Raw genomic sequence first — 12063 nt, forward strand, 5'->3', positions numbered from 1 at the left:
ATGGCGGGAGTTTCTCATTGCGTCGGCCGACGGGCGCATGACATCGCGAAAGGGTGGGGTGTGCGATCGCTGGGCATCAAAGGGTCGTTGGGTATCGTTCTGTTTTTTATCGCCCTTTCCTGTGTTTTTTCGGGCGCGTTTTCGATCGGGGGCCTGACCTACGTCAATGGGCGGGTCGAGGAGATCACCAGCCGGTCGCTTGCGAGCATCAAGGCGCTTTCGACCCTTCGTGCCGAGATCCAGAATTTCCGTGGCGTCGAAATCAGGCAACTGACGGCATCGTCGCAGGACGATTTCAAGACTCTTGCCGGTGAAAGCGATGCGGCGGCGGACAAGATCGCCCATGCGATCGACCGCTACGTCCCTTTTATCACGACGGACCACGAGCAGGCCCTGTTCCACAATATTCAGGAACAGTGGTACCAGTACAAGGATCTTCACGACGATACATTCAAGGACTGGACGGTTTCCCAGGACAGGAGCCGTGCCGTTGCCAGTGCCAGCCAGGATCTGGTCGGCGCCGAGGAGACGGTTTCGGAAACCCTGACCGCGTTCCTGGACGGCAGCATCAGGGATGCCGCCTCGTACGGCGTCGAATCGGTGGCGGCCTACAAGAGCACGATCCGGCGCGTCTACGCGGCATATGCCGTGCTGTTCGTCGTGATGCTGGCCGCTGTCCTGGTCGTACTGTTCAATATCCTGCGGCCGCTTCAGCGGATCAATGCGTCCATTACCCGGCTGGCGGCCGGCGAGACCGACTTGACGTTTCCGATGGCCGGCCGGTCGGACGAGATCGGCGCGATTTCCCGCTCGCTTGAAATCTTCCGCATGGCCGCCATCGCGAAGCTGGACCTGGAGCGCGACGCCGAAAGCCAGCGCCGGCGTGCCGAGACCGAGCGCCTCGCCATCCAGGAGCAGGCCGAGGACAAGGCCCGGCAATGGTTGATCCACGCCACCAGTGCCCTGGCGGACGGGTTGAAGCGGATGGCGGGCGGCGATCTCTCCTTTCAGATCACCACCCCGTTCTCGGAGGCGTTCGAGGCGCTGCGCGGCGATTTCAATCGCTCCCTGGCGCAGCTTGGCGCGGCGTTCGGGCAGATGTCCGGCGCCGTGCGCGTGATCCGCGACGGCACCCATGAACTGGCGGCCGGTGCCGAGGACCTGGCGCGGCGGACGGAACATCAGGCCGCGGCGCTGGAGGAGACGAATACGGCCGTTTCGGGGATTGCCAGGAGCGTGGCGGAGACGGCGGAACGGTCGGAACTCGCCCGCCAGATCGGTGACCGGGCGCGGCAGTCGGCCGCGAGTTCCAGCAGCGTCACCCTGAAGACCGAGGAGGCGATGAGCCGGATCGAACGGGGGTCGGGCAGGATCGCCGTGATCGTTGACATGATCGACAGCATCGCCTTCCAGACCAATATCCTGGCGCTGAACGCCAGTGTCGAGGCCGCCAGGGCCGGGGAGGCCGGCAGGGGGTTCACGGTCGTGGCCAGCGAAGTGCGGTCGCTCGCGCAGAAATGCGCCGAGGCCGCCCGGGATGTGCGGGGCGTGATCCGCGCGACCGCGGCCGACGTGAAGGAGGGATCGAACCGGGTTACGGAGTGCAGCGGGACGCTGCGCACGATCGCCGATTTCATCGGCGAGATGGGGCAGCATCTGGACGCCATCGCGGTGGCGGCCAAGGAACAGTCGGCCAGCCTGTCGGAGGTCAATGCCGCCGTGGGTTCGCTGGATCGGACGACGCAGCAGAACACCATCGTCGCCGAGACGTTCAACGAGACATCCAGGCGGCTGGCGGCCGAGGGGCGCAGGCTCGACGGGCTGGTGGAAACCTTCCGCCTGCCGAAGGCGGCGAAGGCCGCCCGGCGCGACGACGTGGCCCTGCTGTCGGGCTGAGGCCGCGCCTGGCGGCGGGTCAGGTATCCAGTTCGCTATCCCAGTACAGATAGTCCCGCCAGCTTTCATGCAGGTAATTCGGCGGGAAGGAGCGCCCGTTTTCCTGCAATTCCCAGGTCGAGGGCTGGGCGGGTGTGCGGCGCGGATACATGTGGAGTTCATGTGGCATCCGCGAGCCCTTCATCAGGTTGCAGGGGCTACAGGCGGTGACGACATTTTCCCAGGTGGTGCGGCCGCCCTTGCAACGGGGAATGACGTGGTCGAACGTCAGATCGTGGGTCGGCAGGCGGTCCAGGCAATATTGGCAGGAAAAATTGTCGCGCAGGAAGACGTTGAAGCGGGTGAAGGCGGGGCGGCGGGCGGTCTGGATATAATCCTTCAGCGCGATGACGCTGGGTAGTCGCAGCGACCGGCTGGGGGAGCGTACTTCCTCGTCATATTCGCTGAGGACCGAGACCCGGTCGAGAAACACTGCCTTGATGGCGTCCTGCCACGACCAGAGCGAGAGCGGAAAATAGGAAAGCGGCCTGAAATCGGCGTTCAGGACCAGGGCCGGGTAATGTGGACTGCCAGCAAGCAAGGGGCGCATCCTTTCGCGATGCCGCCACACCATCATCCGGCGTCGTTACTCAAAATGCGAACGCCCAATGATATGCGCCGTTGAGAACCTTCAATCTATATCGCAAATATTCCGCGTTTCCGCAAGGGAGGGCGGAGCGCCGGTATCGGTTCCGTGGTATGGCGGTGCGCGGGGAGGCGCGGCGGCATGATGGCATCCTGCTGTTTTCAGAGTGGAAATCCGGACACCGCGCGGGGGTGGGTGACGCGCTTCGCGCCCAGTCCGACCGGGTATCTGCATCTGGGACATGCCGCCGCCGCACTGGCGGCGTGGCAGGCGGCGGAGGATTCGGGCGGGCGCTTTCTGCTGCGGATCGAGGATATCGACCCCGGCCGGTGCCGGACGGACTATGACGATGCGATCCGCGAGGACCTGGCCTGGCTGGGCATCGTGCCGGATGGGCCGGTGCGCCGCCAGTCCGACCATATGGCGGAATATCGCGCCGTGCTGGACGCGCTGGCGGGGCGCGGGCTGCTTTATCCCTGCTTCTGCACCCGGGCCGATATCAGGCGCGAGGCCGCCGAGGCCGCGCATGCCCCCCATCATGCCCCGGACGGCACGCTGGCCTATGGCGGTACCTGCCGCGCCCTGTCGGCGGAGGCGCGGGCCGAACGGATTGCCGGAGGTGCGCCGCATGTGCTGCGGCTGGACATGGCGCGGGCGACGGGCGAGGTGGGCGGCGATATCATGACCTGGCGGGAATGGGAGGCCGGGAGCGGGCGGCGGAGGGTGTCGGCGCCGGTCGCGCCGTTCGGCGATGTCGTGCTGGCGCGCAAGGATTGCCCGGCTTCCTATCATCTCTGCGTAACGCATGACGATGCGCGGCAGGGGGTCGGCCTGGTGACGCGGGGCGCGGACCTGCGGCCCGCGACGGCGGTGCATCGCCTGTTGCAGGTGCTGATGGGCTGGCCCGCCCCGGATTATTTCCACCATCCGCTGCTGCTGGACGACCAGGGGCGCCGGCTGGCCAAGCGCGACGGGGCGCGGTCGCTGCGCGCGCTGCGCGCGGCGGGATATGACGCGCGGGCCGTGCGCGACGCGGCGACGGGAAAAGCGCCCCTGCCGGCCTGACCGATGACGATCGGCGGTTTCCTTGGCCCGCGCTTCGCATTACGGTGGCGGCCGCGTCGGGCCGACCGTGGTGCGGCGCGTTTCCCCGTTACTGTGGACTTGGTGTCATGGATCTTATCGCCGCCCGTCTGAACAAGGTCAGCCCCAGCCAGACCATCGCCATTTCGACCAAGGCGCGTGCCTTGAAGGCTGCCGGGCAGGATATCATCAGCCTGTCGGCGGGCGAGCCCGATTTCGACACCCCGCAGAACATCAAGGACGCCGCCATTCGCGCGATCGCGGAGGGCCAGACCAAATATACCGACGTGGCCGGCACGCCGGCGCTGCGCCGGGCCGTGGCCGAGCGCTTTCGCGTCGATTCCGGGCTGGACTACACGGCCGACGAGATCATCGTCTCCACCGGCGGCAAGCAGGTGATCTACAACGCCATGGTCGCCACCTTGAATCCGGGGGACGAGGCGATCATCCCCGCACCGTGCTGGGTGTCATACCCCGATATCGTGGCGCTGGCCGACGGGGTGCCGGTGATCGTGCCGTGCCCGGCGGAAACCGGCTTCAAGCTGCGTGCCGGAGACCTGGAGGCCGCGATCACGCCCCGGACCAAGTGGTTCTTCCTGAACTCGCCGTGCAACCCGACGGGGGCGGCCTATTCCGCCGAGGATCTGCGGCCGATCTGCGACGTGTTGCTGCGCCATCCGGACGTGTGGATCTTCACCGACGATATCTATGACAAGCTGGTCTATGACGGCTTCGTGCCCGCGACCGTCGTGCAGGTGGAGCCGAAGCTGCGCGACCGCACCGTGACGATGAACGGTGTTTCGAAAGCCTATGCCATGACCGGCTGGCGCATCGGCTTTTCGGGCGCGCCGGCGGTGCTGACCAGGGCGATGAACAAGTTGCAGAGCCAGTCGACATCGAGCACCAGTTCGATCAGCCAGGCGGCGGCGCTGGAGGCGGTCTCGGGCCCGCAGGATTTTATCGCCGAGATGGTGCGCGCCTATCAGGAGCGGCGCGACCTCGTGGTGGGGATGCTCAACCAGGCCAAGGGGCTGAGCTGCCACCGGCCGGAGGGGGCGTTCTATGTCTTCCCGTCGGTCGAGGGGTGTCTGGGCAAGGTGAGCGCCGGCGGGCGCGCGATCGGCAATGACGAGGATTTCGTCACCGCGCTGCTGGAGGAAGAGGGCGTGGCGGCGGTGCATGGCGCGGCCTTCATGTTCGCCGGCCATGTTCGCATTTCCTATGCCACGGACACCGAGAGCCTGCGCGAGGCCTGTGCCCGCATTCAGCGCTTCTGCGCCGGCCTGCGCTGAGGCGCGGGCCATGACCTCGGAGGAGCCCGGCTTCGCCACCCGTACCGGCCGGCTGGAATCGCCCGCGACCATCGCCATGGCGGTGCGTGCGCGGGCGCTGCGGGCCGAAGGGCATGAGGTGCTGTCGCTGGCGCTGGGGGAGCCGGATTTCGCGACCCCGCGCGCGGTGATCGAGGCCGCGCATCGGGCCGCGCTGGACGGGCAGACGAAATATCCGCCCGTCGATGGCACGCCGGCGCTGAAATCCGCGATCGCGCGCAAATTCGCGCGGGAGAACGGGCTGGAATACGCGCTGTCGGAGATCATGGTTTCCAACGGCGGCAAGCAGGTGATCTTCAACGCCTTCATGGCGACCATCGATGCCGGCGACGAGGTGGTGATCCCGGCGCCGTACTGGGTCAGCTACCCGCTGGCGGCGCGGCTGTTCGGCGGGGTGCCGGTGATTGCCGAATGTCGCGAGGAAGACGGGTTTCGCCTGACCGCGCCGGCGCTCGCGGCCGCCCTGTCGCCGCGCACGCGCTGGGTGGTGCTGAACTTTCCCAGCAACCCGACCGGCGCGGTCATGGGGCTGGCGGACCTGGAAGCCATTGCCGAGGTGCTGCGCCGTTATCCGCGGGCCTGGATCCTGTCCGATGAGATCTATGAGCATCTGGTCTTCGACGGCGCGCGCCATCATGCCCTGGCCGCCGTGGCGCCGGATCTGGCATCGCGCATCCTGACGGTGAACGGGGTATCGAAATCCTATGCCATGACGGGCTGGCGCGTCGGCTATGCTGGCGGACCGGAACGGTTGATCCGCATGATGACGCGGATCCAGGGTAACGCGACCTCGGGCGTCTGTTCGATTGCGCAGGCCGCCGTCGCCGCCGCGCTGGATGGGCCGGCCTCGCTGATCGTGGAAATGCGCGATACCTATGCGCGGCGTCGCACGATGGTGGTCGAGGCCCTGCGCGCCATTCCGGGCGTGACCTGCGCCATGCCGCGGGGAGCGTTCTATGCCTATCCGGGTATTGCCGGTTGTCTGGGGCGGACCAGCCGGGGTGGCCAGCCGGTGCGGACCGATGAGGCGTTCGCCCGCGCCCTGCTGGACGAACAGCATGTGGCCTGTGTCCATGGCAGCGCCTTCGGGCTGGGGCCTTATCTGCGGCTGTCATGCGCGACCGGCGACGACGTGCTGCGCGACGCCTGCGCGCGGATTGCCGAGTTCGTGGACGGGTTGCGGTAACGGCCCGGGTTGCGTCACGGGTTTTTTCAGAAAAGAACGACGGTGAGCGGTCGGAACCTTCTGAAAAAATTTCGGGAGGCTTTGTTCGAATATCCGCGCGGTGCGCCGGCGACGGATGGTGCCGTGATTATCTGGCGGCCCCCTGTCGTTTCGGGCGCACGGGCACCGGAACGTTGCACAGCGCGACGCCGTGGGCCGGGCGGACGAAGAACGGGTCGGTGCGGTTGGCCCGTGCGTCCAGATAGGCCGAGAATGTCGGGCTGTCGGTGCGCATGACCTGGAGATGCGGCTGTTGCGCGGGGGGCAGGTCGGCGGCGAGCGCGATGTCGCGGATTGCGACATTTTGGGCCTTGTCGGCATAAAATCCCAGGGCGGCCGTCCCGCGCGGCAGCGCGCCGAGGGTTTCCATGCCTGTCAGGACGCGACCCACGACGGCGAGATTGCGGTCGAGCTGGCGCGGCGCCTCGCCGTTGACCACATAGAGTTCCCGCCCGTCGCCGGTATCGGGCGGCATGTCGCGCCCGACGCCGACCATGCCGTAGCATTGTGGCAGCCACGCTCGCTCGCCCTCCGCCGCTACCGGCCAGCTTGTGGCGAACCCGGCCGCCGGGGCATAGGGATCGGTAAAGCCGAGCGGATGAAAGGAGATTCCCTGGCGCGCGCGATCATATTCGGCCGGCGGGTGGGCGACGAAGCCGGCAGGCGGCTGCGCCTTTTCGTCGCGCGGGGCCCATTGCACGACGTAATTGTCCTGCACGCGGATGATCGCCCCGCCAGCCCACCGATGCGCGCGCGCCAGATGCACGATATTGCCGACATGGACCGGCGCGAATTGCGGTGCGAGTTCGATCGCGACTTGCCTGCCGTCGGCCAGCGTCATGACCAGGAGCCGGTCCGCCGGCACGTCGGCCCAGGCGGTGTCGGGCGCATGCGCCACGATATCGGCGGGACTGAGATGGGGACCGGGTGCCGCGGACGCCGCGTTCGGCAGGAGCAGGGCGAGGATCGGCAGGATACGGCGCATGGTGGAGATCTTGCCCGCGATACGAGGGCTCCGGCAAGGCGAAAGCGGAATGATCGCGCGGTGCGAACGGTGCGCCCTCGGGGGAGAGAAAAGTGTCACGCGACACTATAGCGATATGCCGGAAGTGTTTCGGCCGGTTAGGAGTCATGCCGTCCAGATCGTCGATGACGGATCGTGCGCGGCGTGTCGCCGAGGCATCGCTTTCCGGAGGAGCGTCGCAATGAGCACGACATATCGCTCCGCGCTGTTCGCGCTGGTGCTGGCGGGCGCCGTACCCCCGTCATCCGGCGCGCGTGCGGAAACCGGGCATTTCCCGCATGCCGGCCAGCGCGTAAAGGTCAGCTACGGTGTCCTGACCGCGATCATGACGTATGAGAAGGACGGCACGCACGTTTCCTTCCGCGTCGTCGACGGGCTTCACAAGGGCGGGCACGCGACCGTGCCGTTTGAATGGATCAGGACCGGTCCGGACGCCTATCTCATCGATTTTACCGAGCCCGACCGCTCGACGGCCATTCACTACGACGATTTCGCCTCCGGCCGTTCGGAGGTATTCTTCACCACCCCGGACATGGTATTCCACCGTCTCCACGGCACCTTGCAACCGGTCGAATGATGGCGTGACACAGGATACATTTCGGCTGTCGCCGGCGCTGACGGGCATTTTTGCCGCCGTCTGCGGCATGACGGTGGCCAATATCTATTACGCCCAGGCCCTGATCGGGCCGATCACGCGGGACCTGGCGATCGCGCCCGCCTGGGCCGGGATCGTGGTGACGCTGACCCAGCTTGGGTATGGCGCGGGGCTGTTTCTGATCGTGCCGCTGTCCGATCGCTCGGAGAACCGGCGGCTGGTCCTGATGACGGTCGCGGGCCTGGTCGCCAGCCTGGCCGGCGCGGCGCTCAGCCCGTCCGCCCCGGCCTTCATGCTGTGTTCGGTCGCGGTCGGGCTGTGCGCCGTGGGGTCGCAGATCCTGTTGCCGCTGGCCACGCATTTCGTGGCGCCCGAACTGCGCGGCCGCGTCATCGGCAATATCATGGGCGGCCTGATCTCGGGCATCATGTTGGCCCGGCCCCTGGCCAATGCCGTGGCGGCAGCCCTGGGGTGGCGTGCAGTCTTCTGGGTTTCGGCGGTCATGATGGCACTTGTCGGCGGCGTGTTGTGGCGCGTGCTGCCGCGTTATGTGCCGGCGCAGCGGATACGCTATCGGTCGCTTCTGTGGTTCATCGGGCATCTGCTGGTCGAATACGCGCCGTTGCGCCGACGCATCGCCTATCACGGGATTCTCTTCGCGGTGTTCAACATGTTCTGGACGGCGATCCCGCTGATGCTGCATGCCCGTTTCGGGCTGGGGCAGGGCGGGATCGCCCTCTTCGCGCTGGCGGGGGCCGGGGGAGCCCTCGCGGCGCCGCTGGCGGGGCGACTGGCCGATGCCGGCTATACACGGGCGGCGACATGCGGCGCGATGGGCATCATCGGCGTGGCGTCGCTGATTTCAGGCTGGGCCGCCGGCGCGGGGTGGCTCGTATCGCTCGCGGCGATGGCGCTGATGCTCGATGCGGGTGTCCAGACCAACCATATCGTCAGCCAGAGGGTGGTCTATGGCCTCAACGACCGGGCGCGGGGGCGGCTGAACGCGGCGTATATGACGGCGGTGTTTCTCTGCGGGGCGGCGGGATCTTCCGGAGGGGCCGCGCTCTACAGCGCATGGGGATGGTGGGGATTCGTGATCGCCGCCGTCGTGCTGTGTGGCGCGGACCTGGCGCTCTTCGCGCTGGAAATCGCGTATGGCCATGAAAAGCCGGTTTCGCTGACGGCGGCGCGGCGATCGTGACGCGCATGCGGATTCAGGCATGCAGCCCTGGTGCTTCGCGGCCCGTCCGGGCCACATAGTCGGTATAGCCGCCGTCATAGCGATGAAGCCCGTCGGGCGTCAGTTCCAGGACCCGGTTCGAGAGCGCGGCCAGGAAATGCCGGTCGTGCGAGACGAACAGCATCGTGCCGTCATAATCCGCGAGCGCGGCGATGAGCATTTCCTTCGTCGCGATGTCGAGATGGTTGGTCGGTTCGTCCAGCACCAGGAAATTCGGCGGATCGTACAGCATCAGCGCCATCACCAGGCGCGCCTTTTCGCCGCCGGAGAGGACGCGGCACGTCTTGTCGATATCGTCGCCGGAGAAGCCGAAACCGCCCGCCAGCGCCCGCAATGATCCCTGGGCGGCCAGGGGGAAGGCGTCGTTCAGGGTCTGGAAGATCGTGCGATCGCCGTCCAGCAGGTCCATGGCGTGCTGGGCGAAATAGCCCATCCTGACGCTGCCGCCGAGGGTGACCGTGCCGGCATCGGGCTCGGCGGTGCCCGTCACCAGTTTCAGCAATGTCGATTTGCCCGCGCCGTTGACGCCGAGCACGCAGCAGCGTTCCTGCCGGCGGATCAGCAGATCCAGGTCGCGATAGATCGTTCTGCTGCCATAGCTCTTGTCCACGCCGCGCAGGGTGGCGACCGCGTCGCCCGATCGCGGAGCCCGCGGGAAGGTGAAGGAGAGGGTCTGGCGACGCTTCGGCGGCTCGACGCGGTCGATCTTGTCCAGTTTCTTGACCCGGCTCTGCACCTGCGCGGCGTGGGAGGCGCGGGCCTTGAAGCGTTCGATGAAGGCGACTTCCTTGGCCAGCATCGCCTGCTGGCGGTCGAACTGCGCCTGCTGCTGCTTTTCGTTCATCGCGCGCTGCTGCTCGTAGAATTCGTAGTCGCCCGAGAAACTGGTCAGCGTGCCGCCATCGATCTCGATCACCTTGTTGATGATGCGGTTCATGAAGGCGCGGTCGTGCGAGGTCATCAGCAGGGCGCCGTCATAGCCGGCCAGGAATTGTTCCAGCCAGATCAGGCTTTCCAGGTCGAGATGGTTGCTCGGCTCGTCGAGCAGCATCACGTCCGGCTTCATCAGCAGGATGCGGGCCAGGGCCACGCGCATCTTCCATCCGCCGGACAGGCGGCCGACATCGCCGTCCATCATCTCCTGGCTGAAGCCCAGGCCGTGCAGCACTTCCCGCGCGCGGCCTTCGAGTGCGTAGCCGCCCAGTTCTTCGAACCTGGCCTGGACCTCGCCGAACCGCTCGAGGATGGTGTCCAGTTCGTCGAACCGTTCCGGGTCGGCCATCGCCTTTTCCAGTTCGGCCAGTTCCGCGCCGATCCCGGCGACCGGGCCGGCGCCGTTCATGACCTCGGCGACCGCGCTGTTTCCGGCCATCTCGCCCACATCCTGGTTGAAGAAACCGATCGTGACGCCGCGATCGGTCAGGATCTGGCCTTCATCGGGGTCTTCCTGGCCGGTGATCAGGCGGAACAGCGTCGTCTTGCCCGCGCCGTTCGGCCCGACCAGCCCGATCTTCTCGCCTTTTTGCAGCGCCGCCGTGGCCTCGATGAAGATGACGCGATGGCCGTTATGCTTGCTGATGGAGTCGAGACGGATCATGGGGCCTCAGATGCCGGAAGGGGGGCGGAGCGGGAGGGCCCTTATCGCGCAGCCCTTGCGCCCCGTAAACCGCCGGCAAGAGGCCGCGCTCAGGCCACCCGTGCGGCGGCAAGCGCGCTGAGCGCCGCGATCGTGGGTATGTGCGTGGGGTCAGCCAGCAGGTCGCGGGCCAGGCGCAGGACGGCTTGCTGTCTTGCCGCGCGGACCGTGCGGTCAGGAAGTGCATCGAAATCGGCGACGTGGGCGTAGCCGGTGAGGCGGCGGATGATCTCCAGCGCGGCGAAGGCGATCGTGTCGGCTTCGATGTCGGCGAGGAACTGGTCCTGCACCTGCCGCAGCGATGCGGGGTCGTCGCGGAAAAGGGGGGCGGCGTAGGCGTCGCCGGATCGGCCCCGCGTGACGGCGTCGGTCCACAAGGTGATGAAGTCCCGCCGGAAATGCGTCCAGAATTGTGCGATGTCGCGCAGGGCGCGGGTGCGACCCTCGGGCGTGGGGGTGGCGAACAGGTGCATCAGCAGGTTGCCGACGAATAGTCCGCAATCGAAGCCGATCGGGCCGGGGAGGGCGAATTCGCCGTCGATGACGCGGGTATCGTGCGCCGCCACCATGATCGAGCCGGTATGCAGGTCGCCATGCAGCAGGGCCTGCCGGCAGGTGAGGAAGCGGGCCTGCATGTGCCCCGCCCGCCGGCGCACCGCCGGATCGGCCCGCAGGTCGGCCACGGTGGCGTCCAGTTCCGGACTGAGCCAGTGATTGCGCGGATGGGCGTGATACGGGTCGGTCAGCACCAGATCGACGGTGATGCGGGTGAGCGTATGGTTGCGGGCGAAGGGGGCCAGCAGGGCCGATGCCTGCTCGAAGGGGAGGGCCAGCGGCGAGGTGGGGAAGGTTGCGCGGGCGACGAAGCGGCCGATGGCGGCGGCGGCCTCGGGCCAGTCGCCGCCCTGCATCAGGCCGTGGCGCAGCACTACGTGACCGTCCAGGCTTTCGACCACCAGGGCGAACAGGTCGGGGTCGAAATGCAGGAGTTCCGTCGTCAGGTCGCTGACATGCGGGCGGACGGCGCGCAGATAGGCGGCCTCGAACGTCGTGCGGTCCAGCGGCATCTTCCAGTCGGGATCGACCCGGACATGGGGCAGGGACTGCTTGAAGCAGACGCCGCCGGCCGGGCCGTCGATCAGGAAGACGTTGTTGAGGTTGCCGTCGCTGACCTCGCGCACCCGCCAGTCCGCCCTGCTGCCGCCCAGGCGCTCCGCAAGGGCGGGCTGGGCGGCGAGAAACGCGCGGATGCCGGCTGGATCGAGGGTGCGGTAGGCGGGTCGGATCATGGTGTCGTGTCTCGTAACCGGGGCGTCGGTGGTTCGGAGGAGCATAGCATGCCGGGCGGGGCGCCGCGCGAGGATGAGGCGCGGGTCTTTCGGTGGAAGAAACCATACAATGTCGCGGA

Annotated in this window: 10 protein-coding genes; 6 read left to right on the forward strand and 4 right to left on the reverse strand. The window is 67.2% G+C overall.

Annotated elements, in window-relative coordinates; translation table 11 throughout:
* Complete coding sequence (locus HLH48_RS13005) at positions 1-1896, forward strand: HAMP domain-containing methyl-accepting chemotaxis protein (RefSeq protein WP_220795111.1); 1896 nt, start codon at positions 1-3, stop codon at positions 1894-1896.
* A gap of 19 nt (positions 1897-1915) precedes the next feature.
* Here HLH48_RS13005 and HLH48_RS13010 read toward each other — a convergent pair whose 3' ends face one another.
* Entirely contained in the window at positions 1916-2485 is a 570-nt protein-coding gene (locus HLH48_RS13010; RefSeq protein WP_182949383.1) for an HNH endonuclease, read from the reverse strand.
* A gap of 177 nt (positions 2486-2662) precedes the next feature.
* Here HLH48_RS13010 and gluQRS point away from each other — a divergent pair, with 177 nt between their 5' ends.
* The 3 genes from gluQRS to HLH48_RS13025 all read left to right on the forward strand — a co-directional run bounded on the left by gluQRS (position 2663) and on the right by HLH48_RS13025 (position 6121).
* The gene (gene gluQRS / locus HLH48_RS13015; protein WP_182997950.1) at positions 2663-3586 is read left to right on the forward strand and encodes a tRNA glutamyl-Q(34) synthetase GluQRS; all 924 of its coding nucleotides are present in this window, start codon (positions 2663-2665) and stop codon (positions 3584-3586) included.
* Between the two features lie 107 nt (positions 3587-3693).
* On the forward strand, positions 3694-4896 hold the full coding sequence (locus tag HLH48_RS13020; RefSeq protein ID WP_182997951.1) for a pyridoxal phosphate-dependent aminotransferase: 1203 nt from the start codon (positions 3694-3696) through the stop codon (positions 4894-4896).
* 10 nt (positions 4897-4906) lie between these two features.
* On the forward strand, positions 4907-6121 hold the full coding sequence (locus tag HLH48_RS13025; protein WP_182997952.1) for a pyridoxal phosphate-dependent aminotransferase: 1215 nt from the start codon (positions 4907-4909) through the stop codon (positions 6119-6121).
* Between the two features lie 127 nt (positions 6122-6248).
* On the opposite strand, the gene HLH48_RS13030 is transcribed toward HLH48_RS13025, so the two are convergent.
* A complete protein-coding gene (locus tag HLH48_RS13030; protein ID WP_182997953.1) occupies positions 6249-7145 on the reverse strand; it encodes a peptidylprolyl isomerase in 897 nt (298 codons plus the stop codon).
* 220 nt (positions 7146-7365) lie between these two features.
* On the opposite strand from HLH48_RS13030, the gene HLH48_RS23235 reads away from it, so the two are divergent.
* Positions 7366-7761: a MoaF-related domain-containing protein gene (locus HLH48_RS23235; protein WP_182997954.1), complete on the forward strand. Its 396-nt coding sequence runs from the start codon at positions 7366-7368 to the stop codon at positions 7759-7761.
* Positions 7762-7765: 4 nt separating this feature from the next.
* A complete protein-coding gene (locus HLH48_RS13040; protein WP_182997955.1) occupies positions 7766-8980 on the forward strand; it encodes an MFS transporter in 1215 nt (404 codons plus the stop codon).
* 13 nt (positions 8981-8993) lie between these two features.
* Here HLH48_RS13040 and HLH48_RS13045 read toward each other — a convergent pair whose 3' ends face one another.
* Entirely contained in the window at positions 8994-10616 is a 1623-nt protein-coding gene (locus HLH48_RS13045; protein WP_182997956.1) for an ABC-F family ATP-binding cassette domain-containing protein, read from the reverse strand.
* 89 nt (positions 10617-10705) lie between these two features.
* Positions 10706-11944: an S-methyl-5-thioribose kinase gene (mtnK, locus tag HLH48_RS13050; protein WP_182997957.1), complete on the reverse strand. Its 1239-nt coding sequence runs from the start codon at positions 11942-11944 to the stop codon at positions 10706-10708.
* Positions 11945-12063 lie beyond the last annotated feature (119 nt).

Source organism: Gluconacetobacter sacchari (assembly GCF_014174255.1).
GTDB lineage: Bacteria > Pseudomonadota > Alphaproteobacteria > Acetobacterales > Acetobacteraceae > Gluconacetobacter > Gluconacetobacter sacchari.